Source organism: Streptomyces yangpuensis (assembly GCF_024666385.1).
GTDB classification, from domain to species: Bacteria; Actinomycetota; Actinomycetes; order Streptomycetales; family Streptomycetaceae; genus Streptomyces; species Streptomyces yangpuensis.
The window spans coordinates 101,979-121,597 of the sequence record NZ_CP102516.1 but is presented as its reverse complement, the minus strand read 5'-3'; the positions used below and the strand labels follow the sequence as shown (position 1 = coordinate 121,597).

Sequence of the window (19,619 nt, the reverse complement as noted above, 5' to 3'; positions counted from 1 at the left end):
CCGGGCCGGGGCCGGAGCGGACCGGGGCTCGCCGCGTACCCAAGGGCGGGAGCCGGCCTGTCCGTTGCCGGAAACCGGCATGAGATCCACTTCACACGGCACAGCGGCGGAACGCTGTCACGATCCGGGCCCGCCCCCCGGTCCTCATACCGAAAGGCACACACGGAGCCTCGCGAGAGTGGAACGGGAACATCGACATGGGACAGAAGCAGCACGTCGTGGTGGTGGGCGCCGGGTATGCCGGAGTGACCGCGGCCCTCCGCGTCAGCCGCCGCCACCAGGTGACCCTCATCGACCCCAAGGAATCCTTCACCGAGCGGATCCGGCTGCACGAATTGGCCGCAGGCCGCACCGGCACACCCGTCGTCCTGCGCGACCTCGTCGCCGGAAGGGAGATCAACACGGTCCAGGCCACGGCCACATCGATCGATCCGGGTGCCCGTACGGTCCTTCTCGACAGCGGAACCACGCTGGCCTACGACCGGCTCGTCTACGCCCTCGGCAGCAGCACCGACACCACCCGCGTCCCCGGCATCGTCGAGCACGCCTACACACTGGAACAGGCGAAGGAGCTCAGCGACCGGCTGTCTCGCGGATCCGGCACCGTCACCGTCGTCGGCGGTGGAGCGACCGGCATCGAACTCGCCGCGGAACTGGCCGAGTCGGCCGGCGCGTGGCAGGTACGTCTGGTCACCGGCGGCGAGCCCGGGAGCGGGCTTTCAGCAGCCGGCCGGACCCATGTGCGCAACTCCCTGGAACGTCTGGGCGTCCACCTGCACGCACACACCCGGGTCCAAGCCGTCCACCCCGGTGGACTGTCGACCGATCACGGCGAGCTGACCGGGGACGTGGTCGTCTGGGCCGCCGCGTTCACCGTTCCCTCGCTGGCCGCCGAAGCCGGGCTCCGCGTGGACGCGCGAGGCCGGGCCCTGGTCGACCCCGCCATGCGCTCGCTCTCCCACCCCGACGTGTTCGTCGTGGGCGACGCGGCACGCGTCACCGTGCCCGGCACGGGCGAACTCCGCATGGCGTGCGCGACGGCGATGCCCACCGGAGCGCACGCCGCCGAAGCCATCGACGCACTCGCCGACGGCCGCGAGCCCGAGCCGCTCAGGTTCCGCTACCTGGCACAGTCCATCAGCCTCGGTCGCCACGACGGCGTCATCCAGCCGGTACGCACCGACGACTCGGCGCACCGCCTGGTGATCACCGGCCGGCCGGCCGCCCGGATCAACGAGTGGATCAACCGCTACACCCTCGCGTCCCTGCGCGCGGAACGCCGGCGCCCCGGCACCTACCGGTGGGCCAAGCCACTGCGCCCGGCCAGGAGCGCCGTGGCGCCTGCCTCCGCTGCCCAGGCACAGTGACCCCCCTCGTGACCGCCTCCTGGCCGCCGGCCTCGGTCAGCGCGCCCTTCTCCGCGTCAGGGATGCTGTAGATCTCCCTGAGCAGGCCGTCGCGGCCGCACAGAGCGCTCAAGTCCCTTCATGGAAGGGTCCGAGACGAGCGTACGAAGCGTCAGAACGACGCCCCACGACCGGGTCGGACCGCCGACACGCCCGCACCGGCCGCCACACGACCGCGCCGGGGAACGCGCTACGCCCGGGCCTGCCCGCCTCGACCCGCCGGCGGGTGTTCGGGATCCGCCACGGCGTCGGCTGCGCCCGGTACGTGGTGCACGTCGCTTCCCGTGCGGACAGCCCCTGGCGGTTGTCGTGACGGCGCGGCTTCGCCGCCCCTCCCGGAAGCCGTCGGCTCACCGGAGGGCGGCCGGGGCCCCGTCGTTGTCCAGCATGAGGGTCAGACGTGCCGCGAAGAACATGGCCGCGCCCGCCGCGACGACGCTCAGGGCGTCGGCCACCATGCCCACGGTCACCGCGTCGAGGAAGGGACCGAGCTCTTCGGCCCTCCGGTAGCTCACGCTCGCGTACCGGCCGAGCAGGAGCGAGCCGGCGAACGACGCCCACCAGAGGTTCAGCGGCCAGAAGGGACCCTTGGCGCCCCGCAGGCCGACGGTCCAGGCCTCGTTGGCGATCCGGTACGGCATCCAGAGGCAGGCCAGCGGTACGAACCAGCCCCCGATCGCCCAGCCCGGACCCCACCGGAACCCGGTGGGCGCCAGCATGCCGGCCCGCAGCCGGATGCGGTGGAACCACATGATGAAGACGGCCGCGCACGCGAGCACGGTCATCAGCTGAAGGTGCTCCACGCGGGCGAACATCGTGGTCAGGGCCGCCCACCGGTCCTCGGAGATGAAGGCGAACCCGCCATCCCCTTCCACCGCGGAGTGTGCCCGGAAACCGGCGTACAGGGAGACGACATCGCCTGCCGCGGCCGCCGTCAGCGTGGCGTGCAGCACCCCGAGCAGAGCACGACGGGGACTCGTGGCCGGGCGGGCCAGCGGCGGCCGCGGCCGAAGGACGTCGGGACGGGACGAGGACATGACGCGGTGAACCCCCCCCACGGGCACGGTACGCAGACGCCCGAAGTCGAGCGCGCAGAGGGAAACTACGACACCGAGAACCCGCCCGTCCACCAAGAAACCGCAGGTCCCGGCCCTGCGAAGCCAGGTGCGTGCTCCTGCGCCCCGACCCCGCCCAGCGCGGCCGACCGGTGGAGATCCGGGGACTCGCCACCGGCATGAGCGAAGCCGCCGGCTACGCCGCCCTCACCGCCGCCCGCTGGATCACCGGGCGCCGCACCCAACGGTCCGGCGGAGCGTGATCGACTCGGCCATGCGGCCGGCCAGGGCCGTCGCTCACGGCCCGGTGAGAAAAGGGGGGCGGACCGGGGCTAACGTGAAGAGAGACGCACCGCCGCGTCCGCCCGCAGACGTCCCGCCAGGCGGTGTGCTCGATGGGCAGGTGAGGTCCATGACCAGCACGGCCGGCGCGTCCGGTGCCGAAACCCACCCCCATGACGTGATCGTCGTCGGAGCACGGTGTGCAGGGGCCCCGACCGCCATGCTCCTGGCCCGTCTCGGCCACCGGGTCCTCCTCGTCGACCGGGCGACGTTCCCGAGCGACACCATCTCCACCCACCTGATCCATCCGCCCGGTCTGGCCGCGCTCGAACGCTGGGGACTGCTGGACCGAGTCGTCGCAACCGGCTGCCCCGCCATCCATACCTACGCGTTCGATCTCGGGCCCTTCGTCATCGCCGGCTCTCCTGCCGGTGAGGGCTTCGACATCTCCTACGCCCCGCGCCGCACGGTCCTGGACAAGATCCTGATCGACGCCGCCGCCGAGTCCGGCGCCGAGGTACGAGAGGGATTCACCGTCGAAGAGATCTTGTTCGACGGTGGGACCGTCACCGGCATCAAGGGTCACGGCAAGGACGGCAGGACAGCCATCGAGCGGGCCCGGATCGTCGTCGGAGCGGACGGCCTCCACTCCTCCGTCGCCAGGGCGACGGGAGCCGCCGGCTACGCGGAGAAACCGAAGATCAACGCCTACTACTACGCCTACTGGGCCGGTCTGCCGATGAACGGGTCGTTCGAGGCGTACGACCGCGAGGACCGCGCCTTCGCCGCATGGCCCACCAATGACGACCAGACGTTGGTCATCTGTGCCTGGCCCATGCGTGACTTCGAAGCCAACCGTGACGACATCGAAGGCAACTACCACGCCGTACTGGCCCGCGCGCCGGCCTTCGCCGAACGGATCTCGAAGGCCACTCGGACCGAACGGTTCGTCGGAATGACCATCCCCAACTACTTCCGCAAGCCCTACGGTCCCGGCTGGATCCTCGTCGGAGACGCCGGATACCTCAAGGACCCCATCACCGCGCAGGGCATCCAGGACGCCTTCCGGGACGCGGAACGGTGCACCCGCGCACTCGACGACGTACTCGTCGGCCGCCGGCCCTTCGACGAAGCCATGCGGGCCTGCCAGGAGGCAAGGGACTCCGAGGTCATGAGCATGTACGAGTTCACGGCCGACTTCGCCATGCTGGAACCCCCGCCCCCCGAAATGCAGGAACTCCTCCTCGCCGCCTCCCGCAGCCGCTCGGCACAGGACGAGTTCGCCCGGGTGACGGCCGGCGTGACGCGGCCGGAGGAGTTCTTCGGGCACATGCGGGAACGCATGGAACACCAGACGCCTCACGCCGCCTGACAGCGGGAGGTTCAACGGTTCCTCAGGGCACGATTGCGTCTCCTCGTCTCGGCGAGCCAGACGGTGAGGCGTTCCCGGTGCCGTTCGGCGAGGGCGCGTATCTCGTCCGCGTGCGGGCTGCGGGCTGCCGCACGGTCCCACAGGACCCTGCATGCGTCGCCGCGGGCGGCGGCCCGCACGGCCGGCAGGGGGTCGTCCACCAGGCGCAGTGCGGTGAGCAGGGCCTCCGGTTCGTAGGAGCAGGCCAGCAACTGCATCGCCAGTGCTCGTCTCTCCGGCGGCTCGCCCGGTGCCGTGAGGGCAACGAGCTGTGCCACGGTGACCTCGCCGCGCGCGGCCCGCAAGGCGCCGCGCGCGGCCCGGGACACCTCCTTCGCCGGGTCGGTCAGCAAGGGCAGGGCCTCGTTCCAGCCGATGTGGTGCCGGTGGGCGAGGTGGACCAGGGCCCTGGCCCGTACACGCGCGTGAGGGTGGGCGAGCAGCGCACGCAGGAGCACGGGGTCGTCACGCAGACCTCGCAGGACCACCGCTGCGACACGCGGGTCAGGATCGTCGGCGTACGGGACCAGGGCGTCGGCGGCGAGGACGCCCAGCCGTCGCAGCCCGCCGAGCGCCCGGGCGCGTACGGCGCCGTCCGTGTGCCGGGTGAGCGCGTCGAGCATCGGGGCGTCCCGCAGGTCGCGCTGCTCCGCGAGGCCGCTCACCGCGGGAGGTGTCACGGTCTCCGGGTCGGCGCACAGCGCACGGTACAGGGCGTGCGGATCCCCGCCGGCGGCGCGCAGTTCCCGGGCGGCGAGGCCACGCACCCACGGGGACGGGTCGGTGAGGTACGGCTCGAGGTCCGCGGGCCGTGCGGCGGCTCTCAGCCGCCCGACGGCCGCGCCGCGGACGGTGCCGTCGGCCGCGGCGAGCAGCCGGTCCAGGACGGTGTCCGCACCGGGCAGGCCCAGGAGTGCCCGGGCGGCGAGCCGCCGGACGTGTCGGTCGCGGTGGCCGACGGCAAGGCCGGTCAGGTCGCCGAGGGACGGGAGGTGTGCGGACAGCGCGTGCCGGAGCGCGCCCACCCGTACCTCGGAGTTCTCGCACGCGTCGAGGAAGGCGATGAACCGTTTCCGTGCTGCCGTGCCGTGTCCCGTCGCGAACGCGGCGCGGACCGCTTCCAGACGCTCACTGTTGTCCCGGGCAGCCGTCAGAGCGATCCGGTACAGGGCGTCCGCGTCCAGCAGGCCGGCCTCCGCTCCGGCCCGTATGCCCGCCAGCCGGGCCTCGGCTCCCTGCCAACCCCCGCTCGCCAGCAGCTCCTGCACGGCCGGTTCCCGGATGCCGCCGGTCCGCGCGAGCACCACGTCGCGCGCCCAGCCGCCGTGCCTGCGGTGGCCGATGCGCAGTGCCAGCGCGGCCAGGGAGCCCGCGGAGCCGTCGTCGGCGCCGGCGAGCGCCTCGGTGAAGGCGCGACGGGCACGTCCGCGTACTCGCTCGTCGCCGTCCGCGCAGCGCAGGAGGAGAAGCGGCAGCGGCGCGGCCGCGCCGCCCGTGTCGAGCGCCGCCGCCCGCACCCGCGCGTCGGCATGGCACAGACACAGCGCAAGTTCGGACGCGGTCGGCGGGCAGCCCCAGGACGGCGCCGCACCGGTGGCATCACCCGCACCAGTGTGGTCGTCCGCACCGGCGGGGTCGTCCCCCTCACGCCAGTACGGGGCGCTCTCCCAGTCCGCGATCTCACAGTCGTCGAACCAATGGCCGCCGATCTCGATCCTCGACGAAACCTTCCATCCGGCGACGCGGCCCAGAGTCCCGTTGAAGACGTCCGTATCGAGCCGTACCCAGTCCTCTGCCAGGCCGGGTGCCACCGCCGAGGACAATGCCTTGCCGTGCAGCAACCGCTCGCCCGCACCGAGGTATTGGGTGGGCAGCAGGAAATCGTTCGCCATGGGCGCACTGTAGCCCGCCCTTCACCGCGTCCACCTGCGGTTTTTCGACGGTGGTGGTAGTGGTGGTGGCGGATCGCCCGGACCTGGGGGAGGGGGCCACTGCACCCCGCGTACGGGCACGGCAAGGGCGCCGGACAGGGACACAACGGTACCCGCCCTGCGACGACGTGCTCCGTGGCGGTGACACTGAAAAGACGCGCGAAGGGTGCTTCATGCGCGCGCCGATGATGGGGGTGCAATGGGAGTCGCGACGACGACGGTCCGCGCGGTGAATGCGTTGACCGCACGGTGGGCGGATGCCTCCGAGGGCGGCACGGTGTTCTCGGCGGCGGGGGTGTGGCCGCTGCTGGCTCACCTGGCCGACGGCGCCGAGGGCGTGGCCCGGGCCGAGCTCGCGGAGGTGCTCGGCCTGCCGGCCGGACAAGCGGCGCACGCCGCCCGTGAGTTGCTCGCCGCGATGGACGCCATGCGGGGACTGGAAACGGGTCTGGGGCTGTGGACGAAACGCACGCTGCAGCTGCGGGAGGAGGGGCGGCGGGCCTGCCGGCCGACGCCCACGGGGTGCTCACCGGGGATCCCGTGGCCGACGGTCGGGCGCTGGACGCCTGGGCGGTGAAGCGGACCGGCGGGCTGATCGACGGTATGCCGGTCACGCTGACCGAGGACACGCAGATGGTGCTGGCGAGCGCGCTGACCCTGCGCACGCGCTGGCTGAGACCCTTCCACGAGACGGCTCTGGAGACTGCGTACGAGCCCTGGGCGACCAAGCCGCGGCTGGGCCTGTGGCGCTCCACTGCCGTGCTGGACCGGGTGGGGGTGGCGCAGACCCCCGGCGGATACGTCACCGAGCTGAAGGTGCTGGGGAACAACGCCCTGGATGTGCACCTGCTGCTCGGCGAGGAGGGCATGAGGCCGGGGCAGGTGCTGGGGGCCGGGGTCGACATCCTCGCCGGCCGGCGTGCGGTCGTGCCGGGACCGCGGCTGCCCTTCGGGAACGTGGGCCCCGGCCTGCGGGTGGCGAGGGTGCGCCGCACACGGCCCGTGCCGCCGTCGCTGGAGGTGACGACCGCGGCGTACGACGTGAACGCGAGCCACGATCTCCTGGCGCTGCACCGGTTGTTCGGACTCACGACGGCACGGGACACCTCGCGCGGGCACTTCCCGGGCATCAGCGACTTCCCGCTGGCCGTCGGGTCGGCCCAGCAGAACACCATGGCGAAGTTCGGCGCGTTGGGCTTCGAGGCCGCCGCGGTGACGGCGTTCGGTGCAGTCGGCGCAGGCATACCCGAGCTCCGCTACGTGACCACCAGGATCAGGGCCGCCTTCGACCGCCCCTTCGGCTTCCTCGCCCTGCATCGCCACACGCGAATCGTGCTGACAGCGGGCTGGGTCACGGATCCGCTGCCGCTGCCCGAGTACGACTGGGAGGACGAGCGGTGAGGTGACCGCGTGCGCGCAAGGGTGGGGACCCGCGGCTCAAGCGGGCGGTTCAGCTGCTCGACGCGCGGACCAACACCCTTCTCGCCGACCCGGGGCACGATCCGCGTACCGGTCCAGGGGTACTGAGCCGTAGACATGACGAGGGCCCGGCCATCAGCCGGGCCCTCGTCGGAGCTGGCTTACCGGGGCCTCCCAAGGTAGAACCGCCCACTGACAACGCCCGGGGCACACACATCGCGCACGGGCAGCTGCCGGGCACCGCTACCGCCGCGCGGCATCGTCCTGCCGCCATTGTTCCGCCGCCTGGATCATGGTCCGGCCGACGTGCTCGAAGAAGTGGCCGATGTCCTGCATCCGGGTGCCGGCGGGCGTCGCGGTGCCGAGGACGCGGGCGCCGCGCAGGGCGAAGTCGGCCAGCATGGTGTTCTGACGGGCACTGGCCATCCAGCCGCGCAACCAGGCGTCGGCGTCGATGACGTACCGGTCGCGCCGCCGGCCGGTGTCGCGCTCGCGCCTGATGAGCTCCTGCTGTTCGAGTTCGCCGACGGCCTTGGAGACGGATGCGGGGCTGACCCGCAGGCGCTGGGCCAGCTCGGTGGCGGTCAGGCTGCCGCCATCGGTGACGTACAGGCACGTCAGTACCCGGGCGGTCATGCGCGGGAGCCCCGTAGCGACCATCATCGCCGTGAACTGTTCCTCCAGTTCGAGGACGGCCTCCGGGTCGCGCCCGTGTACGTCACCCGCGCTCGGGGAGGTGGCCGGAGCGGCGGCCGGGGACTGCTTGCGGCGGCGGGCGCGGCTCGTGGTGGCGCGATGGGCCGCGTCGGCCCGATAGGCGGCGGGGCCGCCGTTGCGGGCCACCTCCCGGGTGACGGTGGAGATGGGCCGGCCCAGGCGCCCGGCGATGTCGGTGTAGCTGAGTCCGTCGCGCAGCCCCTCGGCGATCTGCGACCGCTCGTCGTGGGTCAGTCTGCCTCCGGGCATCGGCATGGCCTCCGTGTCAGGTGCGTGCGGGTGCCCAGTATTGCTTTCACGGCCAGTTCATTGCAAATCTGACGAGGCTGCATTTGCATTCGACCTCATTGTCATTGCAAGAAACTCTTTCGTTGACCTGCATAAATGCGATGCGAGTTGGTTTCTTTGTTGACGGAAGAGTGAAAGCAATTTAGCTTTTAGTCATTCGCGAATGCGCGATGTGATTCGAGCGGGCCCCGGACGAGGGCTGCTCGCCGCCCTGATCGGAGCCCCCATGACCTCCTTACTCGCACCCGTACGCGCCTGGCACCGGCCGCTGACGGCCTGCGCCGTCCTCATGTTCGGCCTGGTGCTCGTCGCCGCCGTCGGTACGGTCCTGGACGAACGGACGCTGCTGGGCGAGTCGGTGTGGGTCAAGCCGCTCAAGTTCGGCTTCGCCTTCGGCCTCTACGCCGGCACGCTGGCATGGCTGCTGACCAAGCTGACCAGGGGCAGGCGGCTGGGGTGCCGGCTGGGCACCGTCTTCGCACTGGCGGCCACCGTGGAGGTGGGCGCCATCACCGCCCAGGCGGCGCGCGGCACGTTCAGCCACTTCAACGCGGACCAGGGCGACCCGGTCACCCTCGCCCTGGTCCCCCTCCTCACCTTCGGCGTGATGGTCATCGTCATCGCGCAGTTGGTGCTCGCAGCCGTCGTCCTCTTCCAGCGCACGGGCGGAGCAGCGCTCAACCGGGCCATACGCCACGGTCTCGCGCTCGCTACCTTCGGCATGGTCGTGCCGGTCTTCTGGATGGTCACCGAGATCCACCCCCGTACGGTGACCGACGCCAACGGACACTCCGTCCAGATGTACCAGGGCCACGGCATCGGTGACCCCGACGGCCACGGCATGCCCCTCACCAACTGGAGCGTGAGCGGAGGCGACTTCCGGGTACCGCACTTCTTCGCCCTGCACGGCATCCAGGTGCTCCTCCTGATCGCCGCGGTACTGGCCGCCCTGGCCGCCGAGCGCGTCTGGCTGCGCGACGAGGAGGTGCGGGCCCGCCTGGTCGGCAGCGCGGCGCTCGGCTACACGGGACTGGTGGCGGTGGTGACCTGGCAGGCGTGGCGCGGACAGCCCCTGATCCATCCCGACACCGCCACCCTCCTCGCCCTCGCTGCGGTGCTGCTGCTCACCGCGGGGGTCACCGTACGAGTGATGGCGACCGCCAAACGCGCTACGGCCGCATGCACTCCGGCCGAGCCCGCCACGGCCGAGCGCACTCCGGCCGAGCCCGCCGCGGCGCGACCGGCCGGGACCCCCGGGCCTTCCTGGCCGGTGGCGCGCTGACGTTGACCGCCCGCCCGCCCGCCTGCCCGCCCGATCCGACGAACCGAACCGCACCCCTGAAAGGAAGACCGTCATGACCAGTCACTTTTCCACCGAGGCGACCACAGAGGGTACGCCGGAGGTCTCCGCAGCGGCCGTCGACGCCACCCCCGACCGCTCCGCAATGCAGCACGCCCTGGACCGCGCCACCGTCCCGGGCGGCGCTCCCGGCATCGTCGTCGAGGTACGCGAGGGCAGTGACGCCTGGTTCGGCACGGCGGGGGTCTCCGACACCTGGACCGGACAGGAACGCCGGCCGTCCGAGCGGTTCCGGATCGGGAGCACGACGAAGGCGTTCACCGCCACGCTCGTCCTGCAGCTCGCGGCCGAGGGCCGGCTGGGTCTCGACGACACGATCGAGCGGTGGCTGCCCGGGATGGTGGCGGGCAACGGCTACGACGGCCGCGCGATCACCATCCGGCAGTTGCTCGACCACACCAGCGGCATCTTCAACTACGCCAATGACGCGGAGTTTTTCAAGAACGGCATCGGCGAGGCATGGTTGCGGCACCGCTACGACACCTACGCCCCCGAGCAGTTGATCAGGATCGGTCTGGCCACCCCGGCACCCTTCGCTCCGGGGGACGCCTTCCTCTACTCCAACACCAACTACTTCCTGGCCGCCCTGATCGTCGAGGAGGTCACGGGCGGGACGTTCGCCGAAGCGCTCACCCAGCGGATCATCCGCCCTCTGAGGCTGACCGGGACCTACCTGCCCGGCACGGAAGCGGCGATCCGCGGGACGCACTGCCGGCACTACTCCACCCTTTTCGCTTCCGATGCCCAGCCCGTGATCCACGACGCGACCGAGCGGAACCAGTCCTTCGCATGGGCGGCCGGCGGCATCGTCTCGACCACGGGTGACCTGCAGCGCTTCTTCGGCGCACTGCTCCAGGGCCACCTCCTGCCCGCCGAACAGCAGCGGGAGATGTTCACCAGCGTCGACACCGCGGGACCCGTCCCGTGGATCCCGGGCACCCGGTACGGCCTGGGCGTGTTCTCCTGGACACTGCCGTCCGGCGTCACGGTCTGGGGCAACGCGGGTGCGACGTACGGCTCGTGGACCTGCGCCATGGGCTCCCGTGACGGCGAGCACCTGCTCACGAGCCAGATCAACGGCGACTGGAGCGGCCTGCCCGTCCTCGCCGACATCCTCACCACCGAGTTCGGCACGGCTGTCACAAGCTGACGGCCGAGAGCGCCGGCCGCCCGTACCTCTTTGATCACGCCGATGCCGTTCATGCCCGGGAGGAGCCCGAGACCCCCAGCCGGCCCACCAGGCCGACTCCCGGCGGCCGTTGGCGGGGCGGTGTCGGTTTCGGTGTCGGTGTCAGCGGACTGTCGGCCTGCTGCTGCTCGCCTACGCTGCGGAACCCGCAGGCCCCTGGGACGGCGAGACCGTCGCCCACTCCCACATCACCGCAGGCCTCGCCCTGGCCCTTGCCGCTGTGACGGCACTCCTCCCGTGGGTGTTCCTGAAGGCCGAGTGGATGCGCAGATGGTGGTTGATCCTGCCAGCACTCTTCGCTCCTGCCGCGGACCTGCGACTGACCCTCCTCGCTCCGGGGCTCTGACGCCCCGCAGGGACCGGCCCCACGCTGTGCTCAGGGTCCCGGCGGTCCGGCAGAGACGGGAGAGAGCCGCTTCAGGCCGACGCCGCCGCGGCGCGCCCGGCTCCTGCCCGAGCCGGCGGCGCCGGACACCGTAGCGGGTCACCCCGCGGGGCTTGAACACCGACAGCCCGGCCGCCCGAGCGCAGCGCCTGGATGACCCCGATCGGCCTGCTCATGTCGTACGTCGCGTTCGTCGCCAAGGACTCCGAAGGCCGCCGGCGGCACCTCGTCAGCCCGTTCGCAGCGGTCGTCGTCGTCATCTCGGCCCTCGCCCGGCTGGGCATGATCACCCTTGCCGCCACCGTCAGCTCCGGCGGCGGCCACGACCACGGCTCCATGACCGGGACGCCCGTGAAGCCGGCTCAGGCTCCCGTCGAGTCGGCCCCTCCGTCCAAGGCCCCTGACGAGCCGGCACAGGACGGCCATTCCCACAGCCACTGAACCCGGCGCCCCCGCGGCCCGGCGTCGGCCACGCCGGGCCCCCGCGGCCGGCTCTCGGTGCATCGAACGCACCCGAGCCGAAGCTCCCTCGACGGTGCCGCCACGGCCTGCACGACGCGGCCGCGGAGCCGAGAGCCGCCGATCAGGCCTTCCGCAGGGCCGAAAAGGGCTCAACGAGCGAACCGCGCGCGTGGTTTCACCCTCTGTATACCGGATCCCCCTAATGTGTAACGCTGAGTGAGGATCTGTTCCGGTGTTCGTGCACATCGTGAGGGAGCGCATCGGCATGCCCATGTTGCTGATCAAGGGTTCGTACCACCTCGTCAACAGTCGGGCGGACGGGGACACCATCCCCTTCAAGCCGGACAAGAAGGAGGAGTGGGACCTCGTCCCCGGCCCCCACAAGGTCGAGCAGAACACGTCCGGCAAGGCGAAGCTGCGGCTGGAGGCCATCGACACGCTGGAGACGCACTACGCGCGCAACGGCAACCCGGAGGTCCACCAGCCGTGGCTGCATGGCCGCGCGGCACGGGATGAGCTGACCAAGTGGCTCGGCTTCACCAGTGTCGACCGCCTGCCGGACGAAACCGTCACCGCCGCCACCCCCACGACCTGCCCGGGCTGGATCCTCACCCGCAGTGCGGGCCGCGACAAGCGCTGTATCGCGCTGGCCGGCAAGGGCACGCCGCCGGGCACCAGTGGCACGTTCATCCACGTCGACGAGGCGCTGCTGAGCACCACGTTCAACCACCACATCCTCAAAGAGGGCCTGGCGTACCCCACGTACTACACCAGCCTCTTCCCCGACCTGCGCGAGGAGCTGACCGCCGCGGTACGCCAGGCCCGGGCGGCCGACAAGGGCCTGTGGAAGGACGACGACACACTCGACGGCGCGACCGTCACCGGCATCGACTCCCTCCAGGACGACGCCGTGATCCTGCCCAAGCTGTTCCGGCGGCTCGTGGACTACCTCTACCTCGGCGACCCCGACAACGCGGACCTGACCGGCTTCCCCGCCTTCCTCGACCAGGCCGCGGACCAGTTCTGGATCATCTCCGCGGGCCACTCCACCACCGGCCTCGACGCCATCGTCGAGGTCATCGACAGCAAGGTGCGGATGACCCACCCGCCCGAGGACCTCGTCTTCGTCGAGAACTGAACCAGGAGCGCCATGACCCCCGCAGCGGACTTCCGCGCCCTGTCCGAGCTGCTGACCGGCGAAGCGCCGCTGGACCAGGCCACCGCCGACGCGCACCGCACCCGCCTCGAAGCGCACTACGCATCGGCGCTCACCCGCCTGATCGACACCTGTCGCAGCGTCGCCGGTGAACCCGACCCGGGAGCGGCACTGTTCGCCGCGGTCAACGCCGACCCCGAGCTGGCCCGCGTCGCCCGCGAGACCCTCGCCATCTGGTACACCGCCCAGTTCACCCGCCCCGACAACACCCAGGCCGGCCCCGAATCACCCGCCCGCTACCGCGACGGGCTCGTCTGGAACGTCATCAAGGCGCACCCGCTCTCCGCCGCACCCGTGCCCGGCGGATACGGCTACTGGACCCGGCACCCCTGAAACGAGGGACCCTCATGGACACCTCCATGAACACCTCCTTGGACACCTCCATGGACACCTCCTCCTACGACGTCGTCATCGTCGGCGCCGGCGTCGCGGGCGCGCTCGCCGCCTGCCGGATCAAGGAATCCAGACCCCACGCCCGCGTCCTGCTCATCGACGCCGGCGACAACGCCATCGACACCACCCAACGCGCCGCATTCGTCGACGCCTACCAGCTCTCCGCCGCAAAAAACGTGCCCTCGCCGTACGCCGCCCTGCGCAACAACAAGGACGGCTACGCCCCCTCCTCCGACGGCGTCGGCGACCCGGTCGCGATGAACCGCTACTACGTCGAGACCGGCCCCGACCTGTACAAGAGCGGGTTCCAGCGCATGGTCGGCGGCAGCACCTGGGCCTGGCGCGGCAACAGCCCCCGCTTCCTGCCCAGCGACTTCGAGATGAAGACCCGCTTCGGCGTCGCCGTGGACTGGCCGCTCACCTACAACGACCTCGAACCCTTCTACGCACAGGCGGAGAACGAGCTCGGCGTCTCCGGCAACCGCACCGAGTGGGAGACCGCCACCCCCCGCAGCACCGACTTCCCCATGCCCGGCATCGTCCCCAGCTACGGCGACGAGCTCGTGCGCACCGCCCTGGCCTCCCTCACCGAGATCGACGAGGTGCCCGTCACCGTCGTCACCACCCCCCAGGCCCGCAACACACGCGACTACCAGGGCCGACCCGCCTGCCAGGGCAACTCCAGCTGCATCCCGGTCTGCCCCTCCGGCGCCAAGTACGACGCCTCCGTCCACGTCCGCAGGGCCCGCGACGAGCTCGGCGTCGAGGTGCGCACCGGCTGCACCGTCACCCGTCTCGCCCCCCGGCCCGGCACGGCGTCGCCGACGGTGGTCTTCCGCGACTGGACCACCACCGACCGCCCCGAGCAGCAGGTCAACGGCACCCACATCGTCCTGGCCCTCAACGCGATCGAGACGCCGAAGCTCTGGCTGATCTCCGGACTGGACAATCGCAGCGACCAGGTCGGCCGCAACCTCATGGACCACCTCGCCGAGGAGGTCGTCGGCCTCTTCGGACAGCCCGTCTTCCCCTTCCGCGGCCCCCAGTCGACCCTCAGCATCGAGACCTTCCGCGACGGCGACTGGCGACGCACCACCGGCGCGTTCCGCATGACCATCGGCAACGACGGCTGGGGCCGCTTCGAATCCCCCGGCGCCGCCCTCGACAAGCTCATGTGGGACCCGGCCGCCAAGCGGCTCAGGCACTACGGCGACGACCTGCGGGACAAGCTCGCCGAACGCGTCACCCGCATGATGCGGATCGGCTACTCCACCGAGCAGCTCCCCGACCCGGCCAACCGCGTCACCCTCTCCGACCAGCGCGACCAGCTGGACGTCCCACGCCCCAAGATCGCCTTCAGGATCGACGACTACTCCAAGCGCGCCCTCGCCTACGGCCACTCCGTCGCGCGCCGTATCTGGGAGCACCTGGAGCACACCGCCGGAGCCGAGGAGGTCGAACCCCTCCAGCCCAGCCTGAAGTACAACGGCGCCGGACACCCCATGGGCACCACCCGCATGGGCACCGACCGCGCCACCTCCGTCGTCGACGCCGACGGCCGCTCCCACGCCCACCCCGGCCTCTGGATCGTCGGCAACTCCGTCTTCCCCACCGGCAGCACCGCCAACCCCACCCTCACCCTCGCCGCGCTCACCCTCCGCACCGCCGACAAACTCGCCGCCACCCTGTGACGGCGGAACCCACGAGCGCCACCACACAGCTGGTCATCGCCCGTCACGGCCAGGCCCGGTGCAACGTCGAAGGCCGCGTCGGCGGTCCAAGAACTGCACCGGGCTCACCGACCTCGGCCGGCACCCGATCGAACGCCTGGCCGCGGGGCGACAGGCAGCAGCGCCCTGCCGGCTGCGCCGTCGCCGGTCAGGAGCGCGCAGGACGGGGAGTCCTGCCCGTCAGCGGGATGTTGAGGGTGTGGCAGGGTGGTGGGGCATGTGGGCCTTCGGGGCCTGTTGAACGCGAGAGGGGTATGTCATGAACGAGGTTGAGCTCAGGGCGCTTTTCGACCAGATCGACACGGACGGTGACGGGCGGATCAGCGTCGTCGAACTGGCGGAGGGGTTCAAGGCCGAGGGCGCCCAGGAGCACCTCGCCGAAGAGGTGGAGAAGGCCATGAAGGCCGACGTGAACCACGACGGGGTCCTCGACTTCGAAGAGTTCCGCACCCTGCTGAAGTAGCGGCAGGCCCGGCAGCAACGGCCGCCGGCCCAGCCGGTCCCGCCTGCGACGCGCAGACACCCCCGAGCTGCGCACCGCCGCCGGCACGTACGTGGCGACCGAGCGCAAGTCGGGCCTTCCCGGGCAGGGCTGACGGTCGACCGCAGCCACGCCGACCAGGCAGACTCGGGGCCTCTGGAAAGGGGGGGCGACGACCGCGCAACGATGCACCGGCCGGAGCCCGAGCGGGTGCCGCGCAACGCGGAGGGAATCCCGGCCGCCCTGCCCGGCGCGCACCGGATGGAGTTCTACCGCGAACTCCCCGGAGACTGACGCGCGAACCGGTGCCGCGCCGGCCGGCACAGTGCCTGCCCAACGGTCTCGCTGGACGACCTCCCTGCGCGGCGCCGGGCGGCAGGACTGCCCGTTGACCGATCGGTACGACGAAGGCCACCGGCGAGACCGGCGGCCCGGGTCCGGGCAGCACCGCGGCATCGCGGCGGCCACCGCCACGGCCCATACCTGTTCGCACCGGAATTGGCTGGCAGGTGCATGACGAAATGGTGGGGTGCGGGGCTACCTTCTTAGGGCTCCGAAGGCGCGGCTGTCCGAACCCGCGGACCACAGGCGGGAGGTGGCGGCGTCTCCAGTGCCCCGGCTCCGCCAAGGGGCCGGATCCCCCCACGCATGAAGGAAGACGACCATGTCTCTGGGCACCTGGCTGAAAATCGGCACCTCCGCCGCCGCACTGGTCCTCGCCGCGGCACCCGCCGCGACCGCGGCACCCGCGCCCTTACCGGACGCCACCGCGGCGGTAGTGACACTCCGCTACGACGACAGCCGGGCCGCCGGCTGGGAAGCGGCCATCGCGGCCGGGGTCGCCTCCTGGAACGCGAATGTCAGCAACGTACGGCTGGTGGAGGCCGCCCCCGGGACCCGGGCCGAGATCGTCATCGTGGCCACCACCGGCTGGCCGCAAGCCACCCTCGGTCCCGTCCGTCCGGGGCGACAGGTCCGAGTCGAACTCGGCGCGCAGGCCGTGAGCCAGGGGTACGACAAGACACGCATCGCCGCGCACGAGCTGGGCCACAGCCTGGGCCTCCCGGACACCAAGCCGGGGCCGTGCTCCCAGCTGATGTCCGGGTCCAGCGCCGGGACGGCCTGCACCAACGCCGTGCCGAACGCGACGGAGCGGTCCCGCGTGCAGAACGCGTACGCGAACGGGCTCGCGGCAGCCGTGCCGACCGACGGCCGGGTACTCGTCGACGCCCCCTGATCGGCGGGTCGGCGAGTCGGCGGGTCGGCAGGTGGCCGGTGCGGGGCCCTGGCCGGGACGGGATCCCCGGAGGGCGGCCGTGCCGGTCCACCGCCGCGCCTTCATCAGCCGGCGGCCGGCGAGCCGGGCGTCCGCAGCGGACCGTGGACGGCCCGTTCCGCGGGCCCATGAGAGGTGGGGCAGCGGCGGTCGGAGCGGAACCCTCAGGGCCGCCACGGGCGTCGGAGGGCGGGGCGCCTAGGATCGCGGTATGGCGCTGCTCATGAGTGACGTGGACCGGTTCGAGGCCGCGAGGCCCCGGCTGGAGGCCATCGCGTACCGGCTGCTCGGGTCGGCGGGCGATGCGGAGGACGCCGTGCAGGAGACGTTCCTGCGCTGGCAGGCGGCGGACGTCGGGCGGATCGAGGTGCCCGAGGCCTGGTTGACGAAGGTGTTGACCAACTACTGCCTCAACCAGCTGACTTCGGCCCGCGTCCGGCGTGAGACGTACGTGGGGCGCTGGCTTCCCGAGCCGCTGCTCGAAGGCGATCCGATGCTCGGGCCGGCCGACACCGCCGCACAGCGCGAGTCGGTGTCGTACGCCGTCCTCGTCCTGCTGGAACGCCTCACGCCCAACGAGCGTGCCGTGTACGTCCTGCGGGAGGCCTTCGACTACCCGCACCGGGAGATCGCCGAGATCCTCGACATCAGCGAGGCCGCCAGCCAGCAGATCCACCACCGGGCCAAGAAGCACATCGCGGACGGCCGGGTGCGCACCGAGATCGACGGGGCCGCGGCACGGCGGATCGTCGAGGAGTTCCTGGCCGCCGCGACCAGCGGCCGTACCGAACCCCTCGTCCAACTGCTCACCCAGGACGCCGTCGCGGTGGGCGACGGCGGCGGCAAGGTCCCGGCCCGCGCGAAGGCGTTCGAGGGCGCCCTCGCGGTCGCCACGTTCCTGCGCGGCCTGTTCAAGCCCGGCACGGCCAAGCGGGCCATCGTCGGCGGTACGCCCGAGATCTACGCCACGACCGCCAACGGCGGGCCCGCCATCGCGGCGGTCGTCGACGGCCGGCTCGTCGGGATCACCTGCCTGGACGTCACCGTGGACGGCATCGTGGCGGTCACCAGTCAGGTCAACCCCGACAAGCTCGTGCGCGCGACCGAGCGGTGGGCGGCCGCGGACCACGGGGAGGGCCCGCTCCACACCTTGTGAGACCCGGCGTCACACCGACCCAGAGCGTTATGACGCAGGTCACATTCGATTCCTGTCAGGAAACGCGGGGCTGCCCGGTTCAAGGTGCGAAACCACGCCGGAGACCGGCGGACCCGCCCAGACAGGAGCACGGACATGGAGCACCGCATCGTCGTTCTCGGAGCCGGATACACCGGTGCCGTCGCCGCCGGCCGTCTCGCCAAGCGGCTGCACCGCGAGGACGTCCGCATCACCCTCGTCAACCCGGAGCCCGACTTCGTCGAGCGCGTCCGGCTGCACCAGCTCGCGGCCGGCCAGGACCTCCGGCCCCGGCCGTTCGGAGAGATGTTCGCGGGCACGGGCGTGGAGCTGAAGCTCGCGAAGGTCACCGCCGTGGACGTGGACCGCAAGACGGTGGTGGTCGCCGCCGCGAACACCCCCGGCCGGGAGGAACTGGCCTACGACACCCTGGTCTACGCGCTCGGCAGCGGCTGGAACGACGGGGGCGTCCCCGGTACCGCCGAGCACGCCCACGAGGTCTCCAGCCGTCCCGGCGCACTGCGCCTGCGTGACCGCCTCGCCGCCCTGGACGCCGGCCGGCCCGTGGTCGTGGTCGGCGGCGGACTGACCGGTCTGGAGGCCGCCACCGAGATCGCCGAGGCCCGCCCGGACCTCGACGTCGCCCTCGCCGCCCGCGGCGCCCTCGGCGACTGGCTGTCGGAGAAGGGCCGCGCCCACCTGCGCAGGACGGTGGACGGGCTCGGCATCACAATCCACGAACACGCCGTGGTCGACGCCGTGGAGGCCGACCGCGTCACGACCGCCGACGGCCGGACCGTCCCCGCCGACGTCACCGTCTGGACCACCGGATTCGCCGTCCACCCCATCGCCCGGGCCACCGCCCTGGAGCTCACCGACGGCGGCCGGATCGTCGTCGACGCGACGATGCGCTCGGTCTCCCACCCCGACGTGTACGCCGTGGGCGACGCGGCGACGGCGACGGGCCCCGGAGGCAAGCCGCTGCGCATGTCGTGCGCCTCGGGCGTCCCGATGGCCTGGCAGGCCGCCGACGCGATCGCCGCCCGGCTCGCCGGCACCAAGATCCCGAGCGTCCCCATCCGCTACTTCCAGCAGTGCATCTCCCTGGGCCGCAAGGAGGGCCTGATCCAGTTCGTCACCGCCGACGACCGGGCCGTCGACAAGGTCCTGACCGGCCGCGCGGCCGCCTTCTACAAGGAGATGATCTGCAAGGGCGCGGCGTGGGGCGTGGCCCACCCGACCGTCGGCATGCCGGGCCGGCGCCGCCGGGTCGCGCAGCAGGAGACCGGGACCGCCGCCCGGGTGCGGGCCGCGGCCTGACCGCCGCCTGCGGAACAGTGCCTGTCCACAAGGGACCCTTCGGGTGGCGTTGCGGGCGCATCCGTCGGCGCCGCTCCCGCCGAAGAAGTGACGCTGGAGAGGCGGGAAGCGGCGGACGCGGTGC

At 71.9% G+C, this 19,619-nt stretch carries 16 protein-coding genes and 1 pseudogene; 14 read left to right on the top strand and 3 right to left on the bottom strand.

Annotated elements, in window-relative coordinates; translation table 11 throughout:
• Positions 1-197 precede the first annotated feature (197 nt).
• A complete protein-coding gene (locus tag NRK68_RS35855; RefSeq protein ID WP_257858355.1) occupies positions 198-1,367 on the top strand; it encodes an NAD(P)/FAD-dependent oxidoreductase in 1,170 nt (389 codons plus the stop codon).
• A gap of 389 nt (positions 1,368-1,756) precedes the next feature.
• Here the strand turns inward: NRK68_RS35855 and NRK68_RS35850 are convergent, their stop codons facing one another.
• Positions 1,757-2,443: a DUF4328 domain-containing protein gene (locus tag NRK68_RS35850; protein ID WP_257858354.1), complete on the bottom strand. Its 687-nt coding sequence runs from the start codon at positions 2,441-2,443 to the stop codon at positions 1,757-1,759.
• A gap of 131 nt (positions 2,444-2,574) precedes the next feature.
• On the opposite strand from NRK68_RS35850, the gene NRK68_RS35845 reads away from it, so the two are divergent.
• A complete protein-coding gene (locus NRK68_RS35845) occupies positions 2,575-2,724 on the top strand; it encodes a hypothetical protein (RefSeq protein ID WP_257858353.1) in 150 nt (49 codons plus the stop codon).
• Between the two features lie 149 nt (positions 2,725-2,873).
• Entirely contained in the window at positions 2,874-4,115 is a 1,242-nt protein-coding gene (locus tag NRK68_RS35840) for an NAD(P)/FAD-dependent oxidoreductase (protein WP_183068777.1), read from the top strand.
• 11 nt (positions 4,116-4,126) lie between these two features.
• On the opposite strand, the gene NRK68_RS35835 is transcribed toward NRK68_RS35840, so the two are convergent.
• Complete coding sequence (locus NRK68_RS35835; protein WP_257858352.1) at positions 4,127-6,046, bottom strand: hypothetical protein; 1,920 nt, start codon at positions 6,044-6,046, stop codon at positions 4,127-4,129.
• Positions 6,047-6,284: 238 nt separating this feature from the next.
• Between NRK68_RS35835 and NRK68_RS35830 the strand changes: the two are divergent.
• Positions 6,285-7,486 (top strand): annotated as a pseudogene (locus tag NRK68_RS35830) (serpin family protein).
• 261 nt (positions 7,487-7,747) lie between these two features.
• On the opposite strand, the gene NRK68_RS35825 reads toward NRK68_RS35830, so the two are convergent.
• Positions 7,748-8,470, bottom strand: a complete 723-nt coding sequence (locus tag NRK68_RS35825; protein WP_257858351.1) for a GbsR/MarR family transcriptional regulator — start codon at positions 8,468-8,470, stop codon at positions 7,748-7,750.
• 265 nt (positions 8,471-8,735) lie between these two features.
• On the opposite strand from NRK68_RS35825, the gene NRK68_RS35820 reads away from it, so the two are divergent.
• The 10 genes from NRK68_RS35820 to NRK68_RS35775 all read left to right on the top strand — a co-directional run bounded on the left by NRK68_RS35820 (position 8,736) and on the right by NRK68_RS35775 (position 19,495).
• Positions 8,736-9,791, top strand: a complete 1,056-nt coding sequence (locus NRK68_RS35820; protein WP_257858350.1) for a hypothetical protein — start codon at positions 8,736-8,738, stop codon at positions 9,789-9,791.
• Positions 9,792-9,864: 73 nt separating this feature from the next.
• Positions 9,865-11,019: a serine hydrolase domain-containing protein gene (locus tag NRK68_RS35815; RefSeq protein WP_257858349.1), complete on the top strand. Its 1,155-nt coding sequence runs from the start codon at positions 9,865-9,867 to the stop codon at positions 11,017-11,019.
• Between the two features lie 577 nt (positions 11,020-11,596).
• The gene (locus NRK68_RS35810; protein ID WP_257858348.1) at positions 11,597-11,884 is read left to right on the top strand and encodes a hypothetical protein; all 288 of its coding nucleotides are present in this window, start codon (positions 11,597-11,599) and stop codon (positions 11,882-11,884) included.
• A gap of 286 nt (positions 11,885-12,170) precedes the next feature.
• The gene (locus NRK68_RS35805) at positions 12,171-13,043 is read left to right on the top strand and encodes a thermonuclease family protein (protein ID WP_257858347.1); all 873 of its coding nucleotides are present in this window, start codon (positions 12,171-12,173) and stop codon (positions 13,041-13,043) included.
• Positions 13,044-13,055: 12 nt separating this feature from the next.
• Positions 13,056-13,454: a sugar dehydrogenase complex small subunit gene (locus NRK68_RS35800; protein ID WP_183068785.1), complete on the top strand. Its 399-nt coding sequence runs from the start codon at positions 13,056-13,058 to the stop codon at positions 13,452-13,454.
• Positions 13,455-13,468: 14 nt separating this feature from the next.
• Positions 13,469-15,205 carry a GMC family oxidoreductase gene (locus NRK68_RS35795; RefSeq protein WP_257858346.1) on the top strand — a complete coding sequence of 579 codons (1,737 nt, stop codon included), beginning with the start codon at positions 13,469-13,471 and terminating at the stop codon, positions 15,203-15,205.
• Between the two features lie 298 nt (positions 15,206-15,503).
• Positions 15,504-15,707, top strand: a complete 204-nt coding sequence (locus NRK68_RS35790) for an EF-hand domain-containing protein (protein WP_183068787.1) — start codon at positions 15,504-15,506, stop codon at positions 15,705-15,707.
• Positions 15,708-16,389: 682 nt separating this feature from the next.
• Complete coding sequence (locus tag NRK68_RS35785) at positions 16,390-16,962, top strand: snapalysin family zinc-dependent metalloprotease (protein WP_183068788.1); 573 nt, start codon at positions 16,390-16,392, stop codon at positions 16,960-16,962.
• Between the two features lie 250 nt (positions 16,963-17,212).
• Entirely contained in the window at positions 17,213-18,157 is a 945-nt protein-coding gene (gene sigJ / locus NRK68_RS35780; RefSeq protein ID WP_257858344.1) for an RNA polymerase sigma factor SigJ, read from the top strand.
• Positions 18,158-18,292: 135 nt separating this feature from the next.
• Positions 18,293-19,495 (top strand): NAD(P)/FAD-dependent oxidoreductase, encoded by a 1,203-nt coding sequence (locus NRK68_RS35775; RefSeq protein WP_257858342.1) that lies wholly within the window; start codon positions 18,293-18,295, stop codon positions 19,493-19,495.
• Positions 19,496-19,619 lie beyond the last annotated feature (124 nt).

Bases quoted from the DNA above. Each gene is read 5' to 3' on its own strand.
- NRK68_RS35855 (WP_257858355.1), top strand. From the start codon at position 198: ATGGGACAGAAGCAGCACGTCGTGGTGGTGGGCGCCGGGTATGCCGGA.
- NRK68_RS35850 (WP_257858354.1), bottom strand. From the start codon at position 2,443: ATGTCCTCGTCCCGTCCCGACGTCCTTCGGCCGCGGCCGCCGCTGGCC.
- NRK68_RS35840 (WP_183068777.1), top strand. From the start codon at position 2,874: ATGACCAGCACGGCCGGCGCGTCCGGTGCCGAAACCCACCCCCATGAC.
- NRK68_RS35835 (WP_257858352.1), bottom strand. From the start codon at position 6,046: ATGGCGAACGATTTCCTGCTGCCCACCCAATACCTCGGTGCGGGCGAG.
- NRK68_RS35825 (WP_257858351.1), bottom strand. From the start codon at position 8,470: ATGCCCGGAGGCAGACTGACCCACGACGAGCGGTCGCAGATCGCCGAG.
- NRK68_RS35820 (WP_257858350.1), top strand. From the start codon at position 8,736: ATGACCTCCTTACTCGCACCCGTACGCGCCTGGCACCGGCCGCTGACG.
- NRK68_RS35815 (WP_257858349.1), top strand. From the start codon at position 9,865: ATGACCAGTCACTTTTCCACCGAGGCGACCACAGAGGGTACGCCGGAG.
- NRK68_RS35810 (WP_257858348.1), top strand. From the start codon at position 11,597: ATGACCCCGATCGGCCTGCTCATGTCGTACGTCGCGTTCGTCGCCAAG.
- NRK68_RS35805 (WP_257858347.1), top strand. From the start codon at position 12,171: ATGCCCATGTTGCTGATCAAGGGTTCGTACCACCTCGTCAACAGTCGG.
- NRK68_RS35800 (WP_183068785.1), top strand. From the start codon at position 13,056: ATGACCCCCGCAGCGGACTTCCGCGCCCTGTCCGAGCTGCTGACCGGC.
- NRK68_RS35795 (WP_257858346.1), top strand. From the start codon at position 13,469: ATGGACACCTCCATGAACACCTCCTTGGACACCTCCATGGACACCTCC.
- NRK68_RS35790 (WP_183068787.1), top strand. From the start codon at position 15,504: ATGAACGAGGTTGAGCTCAGGGCGCTTTTCGACCAGATCGACACGGAC.
- NRK68_RS35785 (WP_183068788.1), top strand. From the start codon at position 16,390: ATGTCTCTGGGCACCTGGCTGAAAATCGGCACCTCCGCCGCCGCACTG.
- sigJ (WP_257858344.1), top strand. From the start codon at position 17,213: ATGGCGCTGCTCATGAGTGACGTGGACCGGTTCGAGGCCGCGAGGCCC.
- NRK68_RS35775 (WP_257858342.1), top strand. From the start codon at position 18,293: ATGGAGCACCGCATCGTCGTTCTCGGAGCCGGATACACCGGTGCCGTC.